This is a genomic window from Ciceribacter sp. T2.26MG-112.2, from assembly GCF_900492205.1.
GTDB classification, from domain to species: Bacteria; Pseudomonadota; Alphaproteobacteria; order Rhizobiales; family Rhizobiaceae; genus Allorhizobium; species Allorhizobium naphthalenivorans_A.
The window spans coordinates 55773-77624 of sequence record NZ_UEYQ01000007.1; the positions used below are offsets into that span (position 1 = coordinate 55773).

Annotated in this window: 17 protein-coding genes; 8 read left to right on the top strand and 9 right to left on the bottom strand. The window is 62.6% G+C overall.

Annotated elements, in window-relative coordinates:
* Window positions 1–108: 108 nt before the first annotated feature.
* The 6 genes from DYZ14_RS12730 (at window position 109) to DYZ14_RS12755 (ending at window position 10841) form a co-directional block, all read left to right on the top strand.
* Window positions 109–5649, top strand: coding sequence for a putative Ig domain-containing protein (locus tag DYZ14_RS12730; RefSeq protein ID WP_195949940.1), 5541 nt, complete (start codon window positions 109–111; stop codon window positions 5647–5649).
* Window positions 5650–6056: 407 nt separating this feature from the next.
* Entirely contained in the window at window positions 6057–6884 is an 828-nt protein-coding gene (locus DYZ14_RS12735; protein WP_154721024.1) for a transporter substrate-binding domain-containing protein, read from the top strand.
* Window positions 6885–6934: 50 nt separating this feature from the next.
* On the top strand, window positions 6935–8215 hold the full coding sequence (locus DYZ14_RS12740; protein ID WP_154721025.1) for an NAD(P)/FAD-dependent oxidoreductase: 1281 nt from the start codon (window positions 6935–6937) through the stop codon (window positions 8213–8215).
* A 14-nt stretch (window positions 8216–8229) separates the two neighbouring features.
* Window positions 8230–9201, top strand: coding sequence for an amino acid ABC transporter permease (locus DYZ14_RS12745; RefSeq protein ID WP_154721026.1), 972 nt, complete (start codon window positions 8230–8232; stop codon window positions 9199–9201).
* Complete coding sequence (locus DYZ14_RS12750; protein WP_154721027.1) at window positions 9191–10072, top strand: DMT family transporter; 882 nt, start codon at window positions 9191–9193, stop codon at window positions 10070–10072. Before DYZ14_RS12745 ends, DYZ14_RS12750 begins: the two co-directional genes overlap by 11 nt.
* 16 nt (window positions 10073–10088) lie before the next feature.
* A complete protein-coding gene (locus DYZ14_RS12755; protein WP_154721028.1) occupies window positions 10089–10841 on the top strand; it encodes an amino acid ABC transporter ATP-binding protein in 753 nt (250 codons plus the stop codon).
* Window positions 10842–10845: 4 nt separating this feature from the next.
* On the opposite strand, the gene DYZ14_RS12760 is transcribed toward DYZ14_RS12755, so the two are convergent.
* Entirely contained in the window at window positions 10846–11577 is a 732-nt protein-coding gene (locus DYZ14_RS12760; protein ID WP_154721029.1) for a GntR family transcriptional regulator, read from the bottom strand.
* Window positions 11578–11792: 215 nt separating this feature from the next.
* On the opposite strand from DYZ14_RS12760, the gene DYZ14_RS12765 reads away from it, so the two are divergent.
* A complete protein-coding gene (locus tag DYZ14_RS12765) occupies window positions 11793–12806 on the top strand; it encodes an SIS domain-containing protein (RefSeq protein ID WP_154721030.1) in 1014 nt (337 codons plus the stop codon).
* A gap of 67 nt (window positions 12807–12873) precedes the next feature.
* On the top strand, window positions 12874–13680 hold the full coding sequence (locus DYZ14_RS12770) for a PfkB family carbohydrate kinase (RefSeq protein ID WP_154721031.1): 807 nt from the start codon (window positions 12874–12876) through the stop codon (window positions 13678–13680).
* Between the two features lie 84 nt (window positions 13681–13764).
* Here DYZ14_RS12770 and DYZ14_RS24125 read toward each other — a convergent pair whose 3' ends face one another.
* The 8 genes from DYZ14_RS24125 to DYZ14_RS12810 all read right to left on the bottom strand — a co-directional run bounded on the left by DYZ14_RS24125 (window position 13765) and on the right by DYZ14_RS12810 (window position 21763).
* Window positions 13765–14148, bottom strand: coding sequence for a hypothetical protein (locus DYZ14_RS24125; protein ID WP_195949943.1), 384 nt, complete (start codon window positions 14146–14148; stop codon window positions 13765–13767).
* Window positions 14149–14473: 325 nt separating this feature from the next.
* On the bottom strand, window positions 14474–15847 hold the full coding sequence (locus tag DYZ14_RS12780; RefSeq protein WP_154721032.1) for an FGGY-family carbohydrate kinase: 1374 nt from the start codon (window positions 15845–15847) through the stop codon (window positions 14474–14476).
* Window positions 15844–16167 (bottom strand): L-rhamnose mutarotase, encoded by a 324-nt coding sequence (gene rhaM / locus DYZ14_RS12785; RefSeq protein ID WP_154721033.1) that lies wholly within the window; start codon window positions 16165–16167, stop codon window positions 15844–15846. Before rhaM ends, DYZ14_RS12780 begins: the two co-directional genes overlap by 4 nt.
* 1 nt (window position 16168) lies before the next feature.
* Window positions 16169–17182, bottom strand: coding sequence for an ABC transporter permease (locus DYZ14_RS12790; RefSeq protein ID WP_154721034.1), 1014 nt, complete (start codon window positions 17180–17182; stop codon window positions 16169–16171).
* Entirely contained in the window at window positions 17179–18177 is a 999-nt protein-coding gene (locus DYZ14_RS12795) for an ABC transporter permease (RefSeq protein ID WP_154721035.1), read from the bottom strand. The genes DYZ14_RS12790 and DYZ14_RS12795 overlap by 4 nt, the downstream gene beginning before the upstream one ends.
* Window positions 18178–18188: 11 nt before the next feature.
* Window positions 18189–19721 (bottom strand): sugar ABC transporter ATP-binding protein, encoded by a 1533-nt coding sequence (locus DYZ14_RS12800; RefSeq protein ID WP_154721036.1) that lies wholly within the window; start codon window positions 19719–19721, stop codon window positions 18189–18191.
* 175 nt (window positions 19722–19896) lie between these two features.
* Window positions 19897–20892, bottom strand: a complete 996-nt coding sequence (gene rhaS / locus DYZ14_RS12805; RefSeq protein ID WP_154721037.1) for a rhamnose ABC transporter substrate-binding protein — start codon at window positions 20890–20892, stop codon at window positions 19897–19899.
* 58 nt (window positions 20893–20950) lie between these two features.
* On the bottom strand, window positions 20951–21763 hold the full coding sequence (locus DYZ14_RS12810; RefSeq protein ID WP_154721038.1) for a DeoR/GlpR family DNA-binding transcription regulator: 813 nt from the start codon (window positions 21761–21763) through the stop codon (window positions 20951–20953).
* Window positions 21764–21852 lie beyond the last annotated feature (89 nt).

Below are 21852 nucleotides of genomic sequence, written 5' to 3' on the forward strand. Positions count from 1 at the left end.
CAATTATACCCAAGAAAGGTCCCTCCCATCGGTTGACCTGCCAACCCTCGCGGCCGTAGCTGCCCCTGACGAAATCCGTTTGGATTCATGCATTTGGGGAGAGCGAACATGGCCGGTAACGCGATCGAAAGGACCGGATCTGCAAATATCGCATTTCGGTCCTTCCGCCGGCTGGCCAGGTTCCTCGTCGTCACTGCCGGCATCCTTGCGGTTCCAGTGACCAGCGTGATGGCGCAATCCGTCACGATTTCGGCCAATCCGACAACCTTCAACGCGGCTGGCGATACCATCAATTTCAGCTATGTGCTTGACCCCGGATCCTACACCGTCACCGGTATCAATGCCGCCACCACAGCCATCAAGGGCGTGAGCGTCTCCTGTCCCAGCGTGGGCGCCGGTCTCCAGTCGCCCAACACGCTGACCTGCACGGGCTCCTATCAGGTTGACGCCCTGGACGCGATGTCCGGGCAGTTTTCCGACTTCGTCCAGATCTCGGGCACCCGGATCGGCGGAGCGGGCACCTTTTCGACCACCAGCAACACGATTGTCGTGAAGGCCGCGACGGGCGGACCAGTGATCATTTCGCTCTCATCGACACCGCGCCCCTCCCTGCCGGGCGAGACAGTCGCCGTCACGGCTACGGTTTCGTCGATGGGCTGCAACGCGGGCCAGTCGCCTCCGGGAAATGTCACGATCTCGATCGGTTCACAGTCGGCCACGCTTGCGCTTGCGCCCACGGCCCCAGTCAGCTCGGCCTCCTTCGCCACGTTCCAGACATCGACCCTGCCGATCGGAACCCATGCGGTTAGTGCCACCTATGCCGGCGGCAGCGGCTGCAGCGCGGGATCCACGACCGGCGCGGATCATCCCGTCGACACCAAGCCGACCGTCACCATCAATCAGGCCGCCGCCCAGGCGGACCCGACTGCAGGGTCTCCGGTCCTGTTCGACGTGCTCTTTGACAAGAGCGTGACGGGCTTTGGCGCAAGCGATGTCCAGCTTTCGGGCACGGCGGGCGCCACCAGCGCATCGGTCAGCGGCTCCGGCAGTTCCTATACGGTCGCCGTCAGCGGCATGACCCAGGCCGGATCGGTCATTGCGTCGATTCCCGCCGGGAGCGCCACCAGCTCTGCCGGCTTCCAGAACGAAGCGTCGACCAGTTCGGACAACACGGTCGCCTTCGTCCCGATCGAGATCACGCCGTCAACCCTTTCGAATCCCGTCTACCAGGTCGCTTACGGCCCTGTGAACCTGGCCGCAAGCGGCGGGACCGCGCCGTACACGTTCTCAGTGTCGGCCGGCGCGCTTCCTGCGGGCATCACACTCTCCAGTGCGGGCGTCCTTTCCGGCACTCCCACGACGTCCGGCACCTTCAATTTCACGGTGTCGGTCACGGATGCGGGTTCTGCGACGGCGTCTCGATCCTATTCGCTCACCATTGCGGCACCGACGATTGTCGTCGGGCCGAGTTCCCTTCCCAATGCAACCTTTGGCGCGGCCTATAGCCAGACGCTGACGGCAACGGGCGGAGCTTCGCCGTCCACCTTTGCGGTCACGGCGGGTTCACTGCCAGGCGGTCTGACCTTGAGCTCCGCAGGGGTTCTTTCCGGGACACCGACGGCGGCCGGTACATTCAATTTCGTCGCGATCGCAACCGATGCCAATGGCCATACCGGCAGCCGCGCCTATGCAATGACAGTCAGTCCGACCGTTCCGGGTGCGCCGGTGATCGGCACGGCCACGGCCGGAGAGACACAGGCAAGTGTCGCCTTCACCGCACCGCCAAGCGATGGCGGCAACGCGATCACCAGCTATACGGTGACGTCCAACCCGGGCGGTATCACCGCAACCGATGTAGCAAGTCCCATCGTGGTCACCGGCCTGACCAACGGCACGGCCTACACGTTCACGGTCACGGCCACAAACATTGCCGGCACCGGCTCGTCGTCCGCGGCCTCCAACAGCGTGACGCCGGCTGCGGGCCAGACCATCACCTTCGCCAACCCGGGTAGCCAGAACTACGGCACGACCCCGACCCTGGCGGCGACCGCCAGTTCCGGCCTGACGCCGACCTTCACCTCGAGCACACCAGCCGTCTGCACCATCACTCCCGGCGGCCTCCTGAGCTTCGTGTCCACGGGTTCGTGCACCATCAATGCCGACCAGGCCGGCAATGCCAGCTATCTGCCCGCCACCCAGATATCACGGACCTTCACCGTCAATCCGATCGTTCCAGGTGCGCCGGTGATCGGCACGGCCACGGCCGGAGACACGCAGGCAAGCGTCGCCTTCACCGCGCCGACAAGCACCGGCGGCAGCGCCATCACCGGCTACACGGTGACGTCCAACCCGGGCGGTATCACCGCAACCGGCGCGGCAAGTCCCGTCACCCTTACCGGCCTGACCAACGGCACGGCCTATACGTTCACGGTCACGGCCACAAACATCGCCGGTACCGGCTCGTCGTCTGCGGCCTCCAACAGCGTGACCCCGGCTTCCAGCCAGACCATCACCTTCAGCAATCCGGGCAGCCAGAACTTCGGCACGACACCGACCCTGACGGCGACTTCCAGCTCCGGCCTGACGCCGACCTTCACGTCCAGCACGCCAGCCGTCTGCACCATCTCCAGCGGCGGCGCCCTGAGCTTCGTGTCGACCGGTTCCTGCACCATCAATGCCGACCAGGCCGGCAATGCCAGCTATCTGCCCGCCACCCAGGTATCACGCACATTCACCGTCAATCCGATCGTTCCAGGTGCGCCGGTGATCGGCACAGCCACGGCCGGAAACGCGCAGGCAAGTGTCGCCTTCACCGCGCCGCCAAGCAATGGCGGCAACGCGATCACCGCCTATACAGTCACCTCGAACCCGGGCGGCATCACCGCGATCGGTGCCGCGTCTCCCATCATCGTCACCGGCCTGACCAATGGCGTCGCCTATACCTTCACGGTGACGGCAGATAATGTCGCGGGCACCAGTGCCTCGTCTGCAGCGTCCAACAGCGTGACCCCGGCTGCGAGCCAGACCATCACCTTCGCCAACCCGGGAAGCCAGCTCTTCGGCACGACACCGACCCTGACGGCGACCGCCAGTTCCGGCCTGACACCGATCTTCACGTCCAGCACGCCAGCTGTCTGCACCATCTCCAGCGGCGGCGTCCTGGCTTTCGTGTCGACCGGCTCCTGCACCATCAATGCCGACCAGGCCGGCAATGCCGGCTATCTGCCCGCCACCCAGGTGTCACACACCTTCGCCGTCAATCCCGAAGCGCCGGTCGCAAATCCGGTCTCCTCGACGGTCGCCACAGGATCTTCCGACAATCCGATCCCACTGAACGTCACCGGAGGCGCACCGGACACCGTTGCCGTCGTATCGGCTCCGTCACATGGGTCGGCAGCCGCTTCGGGGAACTCGATCACCTACACGCCTGCGGCAGGCTATTCAGGCCCTGACAGTTTCACCTATACGGCTACCAACATTACCGGGACATCCGCACCCGCCACGATCAGCATCACCGTCAATCCGGCTGCACCGATCGCAAATCCGGTGACGGCCTCGGTTCCCTACAATTCCTCGGGCAACCCTATCGCTCTCATGCTCTCCGGTGGTGCGGCGACGAGCGTTGCGATCGCCTCTGCCCCCACGCATGGCACAGCGGTGGCCTCCGGCACATCGATCACCTACACGCCGGCTTCGGGTTACTCAGGCTCCGACAGCTTCACCTACACCGCGACCAATGTCACCGGCACCTCCGCAGCAGCGGCTGTCAGCGTGACCGTCACCGCCCCCGTGCTCGACCTGACGCCCGGCTCCGGCCCGCTTGCAGCGGGGAGGGTTGGCGATGCCTACAATCTGACCATTGGGGCGACCTCCGGCACCGGCCCATATTCCTATGCTGTGACAAGCGGCACGCTGCCGGCCGGCCTTGGCCTTGACAGCTCGACCGGTGTCCTCTCGGGAACCCCAAGTTCAAGCGGCAGCTTCAACTTCACCATTGCAGCCACGGACATTTATGGCGCCACCGGATCGGCAAGCTATGCCCTGACGATCGCACCGGCCCCGGCCGTACTTGCATTCACCCCGCCCTCCGGGTCTTCATTGCCGGAAGCAATGGCCGGTGAAGCCTACAGCGCAGCGGTTCTGGCCACCGGCGGCACTGGCGGGATTGTCTACAGCCTCAAGAGCGGCACACTTCCGGACGGGATGATCCTCAACGTCTCCACCGGCGCTCTCAGTGGACCGCTTGCGGCCAGTGCAGAAGCCAAGCGCTACAGTTTCACGATCGCCGCGCGAGACAGCGTCGGGCAGACCGGAGAGGCGAACTATGATTTGAACGTCACGGCACGTGACGTGACGGCTGGCGACCAGACCGTCATCGTTCCGCCGGGAAGCGCGCCGCCGCTCGTCTACCTCAATCGCGGCGCGACCGGCGGCCCCTTCACCGGCGCCTCGGTCCTCAGCGTTTCGCCACAAAATGCCGGCAAGGCCGAGATCATCCAGGGCGAGGTCGCAGCGCTTGGCAGCGTGACACCCATTGGCTACTATCTCAAGTTCACACCGACCACCGGCTTCTCCGGTTCGGTTGCCATTGGTTATGTGCTCAAAAGCGGCCTCGGAACGTCCAACGTCGCCACGGTGACGTTCAGTCTCAGCCATGACGAAGAGGCCGTGCGAAGCGAGATAGACGGGCTGGTCCGCGATTTCGTCGGCACGCGCCAGAGCTTGCTCTCCTCCTCCATCAAGATACCGGGCTTGTCGGAGCGCCGCGCAATGTCGACGGCCCAGGAACCGATCACGACCCGGATCTCTCCTTCAAACGAAGCCATGACCTATGGCTTTTCGACCAGCCTTGCCCAGATCGACGCGGCGAGGCAGGCGGCAGAGGGTCACCGCGGGGCAGTCGTTCCGCTGTCCTTCAACTTCTGGATCGACGGTTCGCTGATGATGCACCGAAGCGAGGAGGATGGCGATCAGTGGGGCACCTTCGCAATGCTCTCGGCAGGCGCCGACTACATGATCGGCGAGCGGGCGCTGATCGGCTTCTCCATGCACTTCGATCGCATGACCGACCCGACGGACGGCGACGCGAAGCTTGTCGGCAACGGCTGGCTGGCTGGCCCCTATGCTTCGATCGCGCTCGGTGACAACCTGTTCCTCGACACGAGCCTGCTCTACGGCGGTTCGTGGAACGATATCGACACGACCTTCTTCGACGGCAGCTTCGACACCCGGCGGCTCCTGGGGGATGTGGAATTGAAGGGACAGTGGCAGCTCGATGACGATACACTCCTGGTCCCTAGCCTGAGGGCCGTCTACCTGTCCGAAACGGTCGAAGATTACCGCGTGGCCAATGGCACCGGCTCCACCGTCGACATGGATGGTTTCACCGAAGAGCAGATACGCGTGAGCACGGGCGCCGTCCTTTCGAGACGCTACACGCTCGATGGCGGGACCACCATAACGCCGAAACTGGGCATCAATACCGGCTTCGCTGGCGTGGACGGCGAGGGTCTGTTTGGCAACGTGACCGCCGGAATCGAAATTGGCACAGAGTTCAACTGGGATCTCGACCTGACCCTGCTCTATGGCATGGAAGGTAACGGCGACCAATCCGGCGGCGCCAAGGCGGCCGTGCGGGTACGCTTCTAGCGTGAGGGGACGTCAGATCCGCTCAGCTCAATATGGTTCCTCCCGGCGATTTGTCGCCAGCCGCCGGGGTATGGGTCGGCGCGCCCTCTTATGGTCTTCGTTGAGCCCGGGCACACGCGCGCAAGGTTGACTGGCGGCATTCCTTCACCGCGAGGCGGAGGGGACATGCAGTCCTCTGGCCATGAACGATACGTGCGCCCGCAATGCTCGACATCGTGCGTATGGCGACACGCCCGCCCCCGCGGGCAGCCGCATCCATCACGGAAGAAAATGGGTGCATGACCAATTATCATATGACCAATGCATCGAGATTGATTGACAGCGCGCCGTTGTTGTCGTCAATTGGTGTTGTCAGACATCTTACATATATGGGGATCACTGTCTGTCCGCTTCACAGGAGGAATGTCATGAAAAAGTTCATCACCAGTCTGGCCCTGGGCGCTGCCGCCCTCGCCATGACGACCGTCGCGCATGCGGGCGCAACTCTCGATCGCGTCATGGAAAAGAAGGCGATGGTCGTGGCCACCAATAGCGGCTGGCCGCCGCAGAGCTATCTCGATGACAATAACGAGATGGTCGGCTTCGACATCGACGTGTCGAAGGAGATTGCCAGGCGCCTCGGCGTCGAGGTCAGCTTCGAAACGCCGGACTGGGCGACGCTGACCGGCGGCCGCTGGCAGGGGCGCTACGACCTCGGCGTTGGTTCGGTGACCCCGACCAAGGCGCGCGCACAGGTGATCGACTTCGTCGGCATCTATTACTTCAGCCCTTATGTCTACGTCCTGCACAAGGACAGCACCGCCAAGTCAGTTGAGGACCTTAAGGGCAAGGTCATCGGCGTTGAGACCGCCACCACGTCCGAGGACTTCATCAATCGCAAGCTCGAGATTGACGCGCCGGGCCTGCCGCCGGTCGAATACAAGCTGGAGCAGGGTGAGGTGCGCACGTTTGCCGATTCCATGCTGCCCTTCGACGACCTGCGTCTTGGCGACGGCGTTCGTCTTGATGCGGTGATCGCGCCCGAGCAGACGGGGCTCAACGCCATCAAGAACGGCTATCCGCTGCGCATCCTCGAAAGTGAATATGCATTCCGCGAACCGCTCGTCGTGATCGCCGAGAAGGTCGATCCGGAATGGACCGCCAAGGTCGGCGGCGTGATCGAGGATATGAAGAAGGACGGCACTTTGGCCACCCTCACCACCAAGTGGTACGGCAAGGACTACAGTGCCAACTGATCCCACGGACGCGGGGAAAAACCCCGCGTCCCAACCTCCCCGGTGCCCCAATGAATTATCCAGATACCTACTATTCCCGCACGCTCGCCGATAGGCTCGAGCGTCCCGCGCTTTCGGGCCAGATCGATTGCGACACTGTCGTTATCGGCGGCGGTCTCGCGGGCCTGACCACGGCACTCCAGCTCGCCCGCGGCGGGCAGAAGGTCGTGGTGCTTGAGGCAAAGTCCGTCGGCTTCGGTGCGTCCGGCCGCAATGGCGGCTTCGTCAGCGCCGGCTATTCCACCGGCGAGGACCAGATCGCGCGCATCAGCGGGGCGACTAAAGCGCACCAACTTCACCTGATGTCGATCGAAGGTGTCGATTTCGTGCGCGACACCATCGCCCGCCTCGGCATTGCGGGCGTCGATCCGGTGGACGGTATCACCAGCGTCATGCGCTATGACGATGGAGACGGCATGCGTGCCTATGCCGAAGTATCCCGCAGCAAATACGGTCAGGAACTCGATTATCTCGATACGGCGAAGGTCCGGCAGAACCTGAAGTCAAAGCGCTATTTCCACGGCCTTCGAGACCGGAAGGCGTTTCACATCCATCCGCTCAACTACCTGCGCGGCATCGCCGCCGAGATCGAAAGGCTGGGCGGAGCGATCTACGAGAACTCACCTGCCCTATCCACCGATCTTTCCTCCGGCAACAAGCAGGTGTGCACCAGCGCGGGGACGGTGACAGCGCGAACAGTGGTCCTCTCCACCGGCGGATATACCGACGTCCTCAACGCGAGGCTGAAGCGCGCATTCCTCCCGATCGCCACCTATGTGATGGTAAGCGAAGTGGCTCCGGATCTGCTTGCCTCGGCGATCAACACCCGCGACGGCATCGGCGACAATCGCCGCGCCGGCGATTATTACCGCCTCGTCGAGGGGGGCAAGCGCCTGCTCTGGGGCGGTCGTATCACCACCCGCGCCGCCTCGACTGCCGGCATGGTGGAAGAACTGCGCCGGGAAATGACCAATACCTATCCGCAACTGCGGGAGTTGAAGACCGAACTCGCCTGGTCCGGCCTGATGGCCTATGCCCGCCATCTGATGCCCCAGATCGGCGAGATGCAGCCCGGCGTCTGGCACTGCACGGCCTTTGGCGGCCACGGCCTCAACACCACGGCCATCGGCGGCAAGATCGTTGCCGAGGCGATTCTGGGGGAAAGCGACCGCTACCGGCTGTTTGCACCCTTCGGCCTGGCCTGGGCCGGCGGAGCAGCAGGACTCGCCGTCGCACAACTCACCTATTGGAAGCTCCAGGCGCAGGACTGGTGGCGCGAACGAGCGGCCTGAAAGGACATGCCAGAATGATCGGTCGTCTGATACTCACCTATCCCGAAGCGTCCCGCCGGATCGGCGGCATCCTGATCCTGGCCCTGGTGGCGCTCGCGCTCTACAGCCTGGGGGTCAGTTCAGCCTGGATGGCCAGGCTCGTCCCCGGCATGGCCGATTTTCTCGCCGAAAATCCGGCCGCCGGCCGGGCGCTGTCCGCCGTGCTGATCGCCATCGTCATCGCAATCAATTGGAAGCTCCTGCACCTTCTGAAGAAAACCTACCAGATCATCGCCGTCTGGCTGGAGCTCTTCGCGCTGCTGATGGCGTTCTTCTACTCGTTCGATCTGTCTTTTGCCTTCATCGCCAAGAAGATCGGCTTCCTGATCAGCCAGGGCGTGACGACGACGCTCTTCATCTCGGCAATCGCGATCGTCATCGCAACAGCCATCGCGCTCGCCGGCGCCATCGCCAAACTATCCAGGAACGGCGTGATCTATGGCCTTGCGACCTTCTATACCTCGCTCTTCCGTGGTCTTCCGCTGCTCATGCAGATATACATCATCTATCTCGGTCTGCCCCAGGTCGGCTATGTGATCAGCGCTATCCCCGCCGGCATCCTTGCCCTGTCCTTGTGCTACGGCGCCTACATGACGGAGATTTTCCGCGCCGGGATCCAGAGCATCCATCGCGGCCAGACAGAGGGCGCAACGGCCCTCGGCCTCACCCCGAGCCAGACCATGGGGCTCGTGATCCTGCCGCAGGCCATGCGCGTCATCATCCCGCCAACGGGCAACCAGTTCATCGCCATGCTGAAGGATTCCTCGCTCGTCTCGGTGGTCGGCGTCTGGGAGATCATGTATCTCGCCCGCACCCAGGGGCAGACGGAGTTTCGCCATATCGAGATGCTGATCACCGCCTCGATGATCTACTGGATCCTGTCGATCGGTCTCGAATTCCTTCAGGCGCGGATCGAGGAACGCTTCGGACGTTTCAATGTCCGCTGAGACCTCTTCGGGCAGGGACGCGGTCACTCCCTTGAGCAACCGGCGCGGCGTCCTGCTCATCCTGGCGGCCTTCGCGGTGTTCTCGGGCACGGATGCCCTCGTCAAGCTGAGCGCCGAACGCATGCCCGCGCCGCAGGTCACCCTTTTCGTGACCATCGCCGCCTTTGTCCTGCTATGCGGCTACGCCCTTGTCACAGGCGGCATTCGTCGGCTTTTCCCCCGCCAGCCGGGTCTTGCCTTCCTGCGTGCGCTGCTGCTTGCCGGCGACACGCTGCTGATTCACTACGCCTTCGCGCTCCTGCCGCTGTCGGAAGCCTATCTTCTCGCCTTCCTGACACCGATCCTGGTGGCCGTAATGTCACTGTTCCTGCTTGGCGAACGGCTGTCGCTGGCTGGGTGGGCGGGCGTCATCCTCGGGTTTGCCGGCGTGGCGATCGCCCTTCGGCCGGGAGTTGCCCCGCTGAACCTCGGCCATGCGGCTGCCCTCGGTTCGGCTGTTCTGTTTGCGTTGTCGCTCATCCTGCTGCGAAAGACGAGGGTCGAGGAGAGCGATGAGGCGCTCATGGCGTCGCTGTTCGTTGTCCTGATACCGCTCGCGCTGACAGCCACATTAATCCATCAGGGCCTGTCACCGGTGCGACCGCCAGATGCCGCCCTGATGGCGGCGGGCGGCATGCTGCTTCTCGGCGGCCACGCTCTGTTGATCCGCGCCTTCCGGATCGCGCAAGCCTCGCTGGTTGCCCCTTTCCAGTACAGCCAGATCATCTGGGGATGCCTCTACGGCGCCCTTCTCTTTGCCGCCCCGATCGAAATCCACACCCTGGCCGGAGCCGCTGTCATCATCGTCTCCGGCTGGCTGGTTCTCAAATGAGCTTGAGGAGATATCCATGACCAAACCGGCGGAAATGCCCCTAGAGATCATGCTTGAAGCCGTACACAAGTGGTACGGCACCTTTCATGCCTTGAACGACATCAATCTGGCCATCGACCGCGGCGAGCGTGTGGTAATCTGCGGCCCATCCGGTTCGGGCAAATCGACCTTGATCCGCTGCGTCAATCGGCTTGAGGCCCACCAGGAGGGACGGATCACCGTCGGCGGGGTCGAGCTCGACGGCGACGAGAAGAAGGCCGACCTCGTCCGCCGCGACGTCGGCATGGTTTTCCAGCAGTTCAATCTCTTTCCGCACCTGACGATCCTCGAGAACTGCATTCTGGCGCCGATGTGGGTGAAGAAGATGCCGAAAGCCGAGGCCCGCCGGATCGCCATGCATTTTCTCGAACGCGTGCGGATTCCCGAACAGGCGGACAAGTATCCGGGTCAGTTGTCGGGCGGTCAACAGCAACGCGTTGCGATCGCGCGGGCCCTGTGCATGAACCCCAAGGTCATGCTGTTCGATGAGCCGACATCCGCGCTCGACCCGGAAATGGTCAAGGAAGTGCTCGACACCATGGTGTCACTGGCGACCGAGGGCATGACCATGGTCTGCGTCACGCACGAGATGGGTTTTGCCCGCGAGGTGGCGAACCGGGTGATCTTCATGGATCGTGGGAGCATTATCGAGGAGGCACCGCCCGCCGAGTTCTTCGCGCGGCCGCGAACCGAGCGCGCCAGCCTCTTTCTCAGCCAGCTGCTGCACTGAACCGCTACTTGCGCACGAGGCTGAAGGTGAAATGGCTGCCGCGGTGATAGTCGAGCGCGTAGTTCACCGGCTCGCCGGCCGCGTTGAAGCAGGTCTCGGCAATCAGCAGGGCCGGCCCGAAATCGCGAAGATCGTGCCGGTGAACCGCCTCGTCCGGCAGCATGACGGAGGATACGGTCGCGGCCGACATGCGCGGGCGATTGCGGTATTGCTCGAGAAGGTTCAGGAGCGAACCGCTCCAGTCGATGTCGTAAAGCTTGGTCGGGATGATGGCGCGCGGCACATAGTCGATGCAATAGAGGATCGGCTCGTCCTCGTGCAGCCGCAGCCGCTCGATACGGATCACCCGCGCATCGGCCTCCAGCCGGAGCTTTTCCGCCACCAGCGCGGGCGGGTTCTCCTCGCAGATCGACAGAACCTTGTTCACCGGCTTGTAGCCATAGTGCCTGGCCATGTCGGTGACGCTTTCGAAGACGGTGATCGGACGATCCACCTGGACTGCCGACATGGCCGAAACGAAGCGGCCACGGCCGTGCTCCACATAGATGATGTCGTCCTGCTCGAGCAGCTTCAGCGCTTCCCTGAGAGCCGGGCGCGAAATGTGGAACCTCTGGGTCAGTTGGGCTTCCGTCGGCAGCTTGTCGCCGGGCCGAAGACCGTCCTGGCGGATGAGTTCGGCGATCCGGTCGCGCAACTGGATCACCAGGGTTCGGGAATCACGGATCGGTTCGTCCAAGGTAGCCTCGCAATCTGTCTCGCCCCGTTCTTGTCTGACAAAGGACGGGAGGTCAAGCGACTGCTAAGGGCGTTACATAGGCGACCACACCGCACGGATCGCTTACAAAGTCCGCGAAACCTCACTTGACGCAACTTCGCAAAGATGTCAGTTGTCTTACAACATTGCTGGCTAGCACCGGACAGCTTTTGCCTTCACGGATTGGAGAACCGACCATGCTGAATTTTGACGAGCAACGTTTCCTGAGGATCCAGGGCGGCGCAGTGGCACTGCGCGAACGTCTCGACCGCGTGATTTGCGACTGCCTTTCGGCCGGAGCCGAAAACATCTTCTTCCTCGGAACGGGCGGCGCGGCGATCCTGATGCAGCCAGCGGCGCAGCTTCTGCAGCGCCGGTCACGCTTCCCCACCTTCATCGACATGCCGGCGGAACTCATCCTCACCGGCTCGGCCAACCTGACGAAGAGGTCGATCGTGGTCATGCCCTCCCTTTCGGGCACGACGAAGGAAAGCGTGGCACTGCTCGCACGGATGAAAGAGATCGGCGCGAGCGTGATCACGCTGGTCGGCCATGCCGAGACGCCGCTCGGCCAGGGTGGAGACCATACCTTCGTCAACTTTGCCGAAGACGATACCTCCTGCGAATCCTTCTATCTGCAGTCCCTGTTCATCGCGCTTGCCATTCTGCGCCACCATGGCGAGATCGCCAACTATGCGGAGATCGCCGCCGAGCTGGAGCGTCTTCCCGCACTGCTGCTCGAGGTCAAGCGGGCCTTCGAACCGAAGGCAGAAGACTTTGCCAAGCGCCTCGCCGCTGCCGACTATCACATCATCACCGGCGCGGGGAACGTCTGGCCGGAAGCCTTCTATTACGGAATGTGCATCCTGGAGGAGATGCAGTGGATTCGCACCCGCCCCGTTCATGCCTCCGACTTCTTCCATGGGACGTTGGAACTGATCGAGAAGAATGTCAGCCTCATCCTGTTCAAGGGCGAGGACGCGCTGCGCCCGCTCGCCGAACGGGTGGAGAATTTCGCACCAGGCTACACCGACAAGATGACGGTGCTGGACACGGCCGAGTTCGATCTCCCGGGCATTTCGGCCGAAGTCCGGGCGCTCATTTCCCCTGTTCTGCTGGCAACCGTGCTTGAGCGCATCAGCGCCCATCTCGAGGTAATGCGCAATCATCCTCTCACAACGCGCCGCTATTACAAGCGCGTCGCCTACTGAGACCTGTGAAGACGCGGGGTCGCACATCATCTCTTGCGCGACCCCGCCGCGCGCTGCATGAAGGGGAATGGCCATGCTCAGATTTGCCGCGGTCGGCGACAACTGCATCGATCGCTTCCGCCCTTCCGGCATGTCGCTGGTCGGCGGCAATGCGGTCAACGTCGCCGTCCAGCTCGCGCTTCTGGGCCACGAATCCCACTATTTCGGCGCCGTCGGAAAAGATGCCAACGGCCAACGAACGATCGATGGACTGGCTGCAAACGGTGTACGCATTGAAAACGTCCAGCAGAAACCCGGACATACAGCCTTCACCGACATCGACATTCTGCCCTCTGGCGAACGCGTCTTTGCGTTCGAGGATTTCGGCGTCTGCGCCGGCTACTGGCCCACTCCCGAGGAGCTGGCCGTCTTGAAGGGCATGGATCATGTCCATCTCGGCTGGATTGACGACGGCGGGGCATTGCGGAAAGAACTGGCGGCCGCTGGGGTGAGCGTCTCCCAGGACGTCACGGTCAATACCGATCCGGCCAATCTCGGTGTCGCGGGGCTTGCCGTCGCCTTCGGCTCGGCGGGCGAGGATGATGCGAGAGCCGAGACCATGTTGGCCCGCCTGATCGCCGAGGGCGCGCGGCTCGGCGTCGTCACCCGCGGCGCAAAGGGCGCCTCGGCCATGAACGGCAACTCCCGAGTGACTGTAGGGATCGAGCCCATCGAGATCGTGGACACAACCGGTGCCGGCGACAGTTTCATCGCCGGCTTTCTCTCCGCTTATCTCACCGGCCTGGATTTGAGCACTTGCCTGGAAGAGGGACGCAAGATCGCCGCCCGGACCTGCGGCCACTTGGGCGGATTTCCGCAAGGTCTCCAGGCCTGATCTCCAGGAGAGGATGTGACCGTTTTTCTGAACAGCTTGGTGCGTTTGGCTAAGTACATGTTCCGACCCGGATGTGCGGCCAATTCAACCATCATCAACGGCGAAGGTGCCACCACCCGCGCTGGCGCCTGATCGGCCGTAAAAGGTGAATACCCGTTGCAGTTCCTGATCATAAAAGGCCCGAGCCTGCGGACCTTCAGGATCACCCGAAAAGACGCCCAGCGTCTCGGCCAATTCGAAAAAACCCCTCGCGGGCATATTCGTGTTCAACCTGCTTACGCACAGTGTGGCCAGCAAGGGTCGGGCGGCCGCAACATCCTTCGCCATGAGGGTTTCAAGCGCCTGCGTCACTCGATGGATCGTCTGTGGCGGAACCAGACCGAGACGACTTGCAAGTTCCTTATAGGTTATCGGTCTCCCCGTCCTGGCCTGATCGATCAGGAGTTCGCGTATGCGATCATTCAGCATGGCACCTCGTCTATCTGGCGACGGCTCGACTCGCTTCGGTTGACAGTCAGGCGGAGCATATACTCAAGCGTCTCCCATGGGGATCACCTGATGCAGGATGCTGGGTGGCCGCTCCAGGTGGAGTGATCGACGGGGGCTATCCGGCGCCGACAGCGAGACCCGGTATCTGGGCGCTCACCGCCAATGGCCGCCGAAGCGCACGGCCCTGCGGCACAGCCTTTCACTCACCGCCGCCCTGCAGCGTCAGCCCGAAGGACAACAGCCTGTCTGCCGGCTGGGAGCCGGGGGGAGCAAATCGACATCGCATGGTCAATCCGGCTTCCCGTCAAGACCTGGCAGCATCACGCCACGTTTCGGCATAATCCTTCAGACCCGCAATCTTATCCGAAACACGACGCAGATGTACCGCCGGCCGGGTCCCGGCCAGGAGGCTCGCCCCCAACGCCGTTCCCGTATCGGCCAGCGAGGCATGGATCGGCCTTTTCGCCAGTGTGTGCAATGCCGTCAGGAATACTTCGTTGATCGCAAAAGGCCCCTCGACGACAATCGGACCTCGCGAACCAATCATTTCAAGACAAGTCGCCGTCATCAGGGCCTGGTATAGACCTGCCGCAGCCCGACGCTCTTCAGCCGCCAAGGGCTCTGAATGCCAGCGGCCTTCCGCGCTGGGATAAGGGCCGGTGCCGGATACGAAGCTCGGCAGGAGCATTTCTTGCCGTTCGATGACATGGTTGACCGCAGCCATCTCCGCGTCACGGCCGACACTTGGCGTGTCCTGGGTGATGATTTCCCATTCCCGGCCGCCCATGTAGCGAGCCGATGGGACCGCCTTTCCGTAAGCATCGACGTTGACGAGTGTGTCGCGCCCTTTGTCGAGCTTGGTGGTCGTACCACCCACCGCGAAACAGACGACCCATGTGCCGGTCGAAACGACAGTACAGGGCGCGCCGAAACCAAGCAGGTGCGGCAGCAGCGACGCATTGGAATCATGAATGCCGCAATAGACCGGGATCGGCCCCTGCAAACCGATTTGCTCGGCAATGGCAGGCTGAATGTGACCCAATATATCGAAGGCAGACCGTAGCGGTGCCAGCCTGTGTCGAACCCCCAGGGCATCGACCAGCGGAGAATATTGCCCTTGGAATGGCAGCCAGAGATCGGTGTGACATCCGAGCGAGGTACGCTCGTTCGCGGCTATTCCCGTCAACCGATAGGCCCAATACTGAGGGTAGGTGATGATTGTTGCCACACGCGCGAATTGCCGCGGGAAGCACGCGCTCTGGTAATGCAGTTGCGCCCCGAGGTTGAGGCCACCCGTCAGGCGGGGCGAAAACGTCTCGGTGAAATCGGGCCGGATCGCGTCATAGGCGCGGTTCACCTCATCTGGATAAAGGTACTCGTAGTCGAGCACCGGCAAAGCCAGGGCGCCGTCGGCATCGAGCAAAGCCGCACTTGCACCATGCGTGGTGATGGACAGCGCGTCGAAACCGGGCTCTTTGGCAAAATCCTTCAAGGCTTCCAGAATGAAAGACCAGAGAAGATCCGTGTCAAAATGCGGATAGGGTGCCTGCGTGAGGACCTTATTGGATATCTTGGTGAGCCCGATCTCGGCACCGGATCGCGCATCGACAATGACGACCTTCGCATTGGTCTTGCCGATGTCGATCACGGCCACGCGGGCATAGTTGGACGCGCTCATGGCAGGTGGAACACCGTAACGAGATCCTTGGCGACCGGGGAATTATCCGGATTGCTTTCCATGATGTCGGCCATGTGCGCCCACCAGCGCTTCATCACCGGGTGTTCCGGCAGGCTTGCCATTGTGTGGTCCTTCGGGCGCGTGAGAACGCCGAACAAGACGTTGGTCTCGCGGTCGAGATGAATCGTATAGTCGCTGACGCCCGCCCGGTGCAGCAGGTCGACCAACTCTGGCCAGATCTCCTCATGACGCTTTTTGTATTCCGCTTCCATGCCGGGATAGAGCTTCATCTTGAAGGCATATTTCTCCTGCGCGCTCATCTCACTTCCTTGCATTTCTGATACGCCGGCCGAGGATCGGCAAAGCGATGGTGACGATCAGAAGGAGGCCGATGAAGATCGACATGACGATACCGGGTACATTGAGGAGGCCAAGGCCGAAGGTCACGAGGCCCATGACGAAGGCAGCGATCACCACGCCGGCGATCGTGCCGGCGCCGCCGAGGATCGATACGCCACCGAGGACCACCATGGTCACGACTTCCAGCTCCCACCCTTGCGCGATCGACGGCCGGGTCGAGCCGAGGCGCGAAGTGAGGCAGACGGCGGCAATGCCGCTCATCAGGCCGGTGAGCAGGAAGAGGATGAACTTCACCCGCTCGACCGGAATGCCGGAAAAGCGCGCGGCCAGCGGATTGTTGCCGATCACATAGACCTGCCGGCCGAAATTCGTCGCATGCAGCAGCACGGCGAACAGCCCGGCCATGAATAGGAACAACACGAACTCTAAGGAGAACACCCAGAAGACATAGCCCTGGCCGAAGAAGGCGAAATCGGCCGGGTATTTGCCATAGGCCTGATCGCCGAGCACGATATAGGAAATGCCACGGAACAGGCTCATCGTGCCGATGGTCACGACGATCGACGGAAGCTTCAGCCCAGCCACCAGGATGCCGTTGAAGGCGCCGCAGGCGAGACCGGTGCCGATGCCGATCGCCACCAGCCCCGGCGCGCCGATGCCCATTTGCGCGGCATAGCCCATGGCGGTGGAGGCGAGCGCGATGATCGCGGCGACCGAGAGATCGATCTCGCCGGCAATGATCAGGAGCGCCATGGCAAAGGCGATCATCGCCTTTTCGGTGAAGTTGAAGGTGGCGTCCGACAGGTTCCACGCGTCGAGGAAATAGGGCGAGGCCAGCGAATTGGCGATGAAGATCACCACCGCCACGCCGAACAGAAGCACTTCCCAGCTGGCCAGCAGCCGCTTGAACGGCGTGCCGAGCCGATCCGGGATCTGCCGCCGGGTGGTCGTGGTTTGCGAAGTCGCGGCGCTCATGCGGTCACCTCCTGGCTTTCCTTGGCCGCACGGTCGCGCAGAATAATGCGGCCCTTCTTGGCTTCGGCCCGGGCGTTGAAGACGACGGCGAGCACGATGACGACGCCGGAGATCGCCATCTGGGCAAAGGGCGAGATGCCGATGACCGGCAAGGCGTTCTTGATCACGCCAAGGAACAGCGCGCCGAGCACGGTGCCGGTCACCGAGCCGATGCCGCCGGCGATCGATACGCCACCGATGACATTGGCAGCCACGCTGTCGAGTTCGAAGCCGGCGGCGATATCGACATAGGCAACCGCATAGCGCGACACCCAGAGATAGCCCGACAGACCGGCGAGCGCGCCCGACAGCACGAAGGCGAGGAAACGGGCGCGGCCGACATCGATGCCGGCATAGACCGCTGCCGTCGGATTGCCGCCCGCCGCATAGGTCGAGCGGCCGAACGGCGTGCGGGTGAGCACGAACCAGATGAGGAAGACGATGGCGATCGCCGCCCAGGACAGGACCGGCAAGCCCATGACGCTGATGCGCGGCAGGCCGAGGAAGTCCGGCGTCATCTGGTGCGCATTGACCCAGCTGCCGCCCGAGAGCACGAAGGCCATGCCGCGATAGATGGTGAGCGTGCCGAGCGTGACTACGATCGGCGGGATCTGCAAGAGCCAGACGAGAAAGCCATTGATCGCGCCGAGTACCGCGCCGATGCCGATCGCAATCACGATCAGCAGCGCCAGCGGCAGGCCGGGATAGGCGGCATCCAGCATGGCAACCGCCATGCCGGTAAAGGCAAGGTTGGCGGCGACCGAAAGATCGATCGACTTGGTCAGGATGACGGTCATCTGGCCGAGCGCCAGGATGATCAGGATCGAGGTGTCGTTGAAGATCGTCGCCAGATTGCCGGGCGTCGCGAAATTCGACGCCCGCGTCGAGAAGCCGGCGATCATCACGACAATGATCAGCCCCAGCAGGATTTCGCGGTTCTTGAGAAGCCGTTGCATGTCGAATGTCCTTAGCGGTTGCCGGTGGCGGCGCGCACCAGCGTCTCGGCGGTCAGTCCGTCGCGGTCATAGAGCCCGGCCATCAACCCCTCGTGCATCACCAGCACGCGGTCGGACATACCAAGGATTTCCGGCAGTTCCGACGAGATCATGATGATCGACAGCCCCTCGCCCGCAAGTTCGGAGATGAAGCCGTGCACGGCCGCCTTGGAGCCAATGTCGATGCCCTTGGTCGGCTCGTCGAGAATGATGACCTTAGGCTGGGTGGCGAGCCACTTGCCGATGACGACCTTCTGCTGGTTGCCGCCCGACAGCGTGCCGACGGGCACCGAGAGTGCGGCCGCGCGCAGGTCGAGCCGCTCGGCATATTTGCGGGCAAGCGCGAATTCGTTCACGGCCTTGAGGAACCCGCGCACGGACATGCGCGCCAGCGATGGCAGCGACATGTTCTGGTAGATTGGCATTTCGAGCGCCAGGCCATGACGCCCGCGCTCTTCCGGCACGTAGACGATGCCCGCAGCGATGGCGTTGGCGGGCGTGCGGATCGATATCTCGCGGCCGTCTAGCGACAGCCGGCCGGATGCCGGCGCGGTGATGCCGAACAGCGACTGGCAGAGTTCGGAGCGCCCGGCACCGATCAGGCCGTAGACGCCGAGGATCTCGCCCTTTTTGAGATCGAAGGAAATGTCGCGGAATTCGGTGTCGTGGCAATAGCTCTCGACCGAAAGCACCGTGCCGCCGATCCGGGCCGGCACCTTGGGGAAGACGTCATGCACGTCGCGGCCGACCATCAGCCGGACGATCTCGTCCTGTGGGGTGGTTTTCAGGACGCCAGAGCCGACCATCTTGCCGTCGCGGAACACGGCGTAGTTTTCGGCGATTTCATAGACCTCGTCGAACTTGTGGCTGATGAACAGGATCGCCTTGCCCTGCTTTTTCAGTCCTTCGACAATGCGGAACAGGTCATCGATTTCCTTGCGGGACAGCGCGGCGGTCGGCTCGTCCATGATGACGATCCGGGCCTCGACCGACAGCGCCCGGGCGATGGCGACCAGATGGCGCTGGGCGATCGACAGGTCTTTTAGCCGGATGGTCGGGTCGATGCTGCTTTCCAGTTCGGCTAGCAGCTGGCGCGCACGCTGGTTGATGGTTTTCCAGTCGATCAGGCCGAACCGCGTGCGCGGCGCATGGCCGAGAAAGATGTTCTCGCCGACCGTCAGCTCGTCGAACAGTACGGTCTCCTGGTGGATCGCGGTGACGCCCGCGTCGATCGCGCCTTGCGCATTGGCAAAGGCGATCGGCTGGCCGTCGATCAGGATCTCGCCCTCGTTCGGACGGTAGATGCCGGTCAGGATCTTGACGAGCGTCGACTTGCCGGCACCGTTCTCGCCGATCAGCGCCGTCACCTTGCCCGGATAGAGCGCGATGTTCACGCCATCGAGCGCCTTCACCCCCGGAAAGATCTGGGAAATGCCGCGCATTTCGAGGATCGGCGTGTCGGCGGCGAGCGGCGCGGTATCGAGAGGTCTGGCTTGAACGGTCATTGTCTTTTCGGTTCCTATGAGCCCCTCATCCGCCTGCCTGCACCTTCTCCCCGCAGGCGGGGAGAAGGAAGAAACCAGGCGGCGTCATCCTATCATTGGGGCACGTCCCCTCTCCCCGCATGCGGGGGAGAGGGCTAGGGTGAGGGGCACCAGGTCCCCAAGCTCGGATGCGAGATCAGAAGATCTTCGAGAACTCGTCGATGTTCGACGAATTGTAGACGAAGGGGTCGGCCATGGCCGCTTCGCCGTTATCGCCGACCTTGATCTTGCCCATGCGGCCGGCTTCGATTTCCGAGCCCGGCGCGCCGTCGGTGTCGCCCTTGACCAGGCGATAGGCGATCTGGGTGGCCGAATAGCCGAGGTCGATCGGGTTCCAGATGGCGAATTCCTTGGTCGCACCCGACTTGATGGCGCCGGCCATTTCGGACGGGAGGCCAAGGCCGGTCACGAAGACTTCGCCGATCTTGCCGGCATCCTTGACGGCCTGCGAGGCGGCCAGCACACCGACCGTGGTCGGAGCAACGATGACCTTGACGTTCGGCGAGGATGACAGAAGGCCGTTGGCTTCGCGATAGCTCTTGTCGGCCAGGTCGTCGCCGTAGACGGTCGTGGTCAGGTTGAGGCCCGGGAAGTCCTTGAGCTGCTTCTTCATTTCCTCGATCCAGATGTTCTGGTTGGTCGAGGTCGTGGTGGCCGAGAGAATGGCGAAGTCGCCCTTGCCGCCTTCGAGATGGTTGGCGGCGAGTTGCAGGCACATCTTGCCGATCAGTTCGTTGGACGACGGGTTGAGGTGCATGATGCGGCCTTCGGCGGCTACGCCCGAATCCCACGAAATGACCTTGATGCCGCGCTGGGCGGCTTTCTTGAGCGCCGGCACGACGGCGTCCGGATCGTTGGCCGAGATCGCGATGGCATCGACGCCCTGCGCGATCAGGGAATTGATGACTTCGATCTGGCCTTCGGCCGTGGTCGTCGTCGGGCCCGTATAGATGATCTCGACGCCGCCCAGTTCCTTGGCGGCTTCCTCGGCACCCTTGTTGGCGGCCTCGAAGAAGCCGTTGCCGAGCGACTTGACCACGAGTGCGATCTTCATGTCGGCCGCGTTGGCACCGGATGCCATTGCCATGGCGGCAAGGGCAACACCGGCGAGCAGTGTCTTGGACAGTTTCATTTGGTCTTCCTCCCAGGTTGATAGACTGCTTTGAACTCCCCCACGCGGCCGGATCACATCATGCGACCGACGTGGTATCCTCCTTCTCGGCCGAAGCCATCGGCTTGACCGTAATGAGCTTGATGCCGGCGTCGGTGACCATAGCGGCCGCCTCGTCGGGAATTTTGTCGTCGGTGATGATCGTCGAGACGTTGTCGAGCGAACACAGGATCAGGCTGGAGCGCTTGGCGAACTTGCTGGAATCGACCATGACGATCAGCTCGTCCGCCTGGCGCACCAGCTTTTGCTCGCTCTGGATAACCAGCGCGTCCGACTCCATCACGCCATGCGCGTTGATGCCCTGCGCCCCGATGAAGATGCGCCGCGCATAGAAATTGCGGATCGCGTCATTGTCGAAGGGCGAGAGGATCAGGCTCTGGTCGCGATAAATCGCCCCGCCCGGCACCGAAACGGTGCACTTGGAATGCTTCACCAGGTGCTCGGCGATGGCGAAGGAATTGGTCATGACCTGCAGGCGGCGCGCGGACATGAAATGCACCATCTGGAAGGTCGTCGTGCCCCCATTGATGATGATCGAATCGCCTTCCTCGCAGAGATCCACGGCTGCGCGCGAAATTGCGCGCTTCTTGTCGATATTGACCGATTCCGAAACGCGAAACGGTCGCGCCGCGAGGTTTCCGAGCTGCGGCGGATGGACCGCCTCGGCCCCGCCACGAACCCGACGGAGTTTGCCCTGCACGTGAAGCGACGCGATATCCCGGCGGATCGTAGCCTCTGAAGCCTCGGTCAACTCGGCGATATCCTGCACGGTGATGACCGGCTTTTCCTGGATCGCGCTTAATATGATGCGATGACGTTCGCGTTCGTGCATGGGCTCCTCCTGAGCGTGATTTATCCGAATTGCTTTTATGCTGTCAATCACAAACGATCAAAAAAGATAATGTTGCGTCGCATCATGAA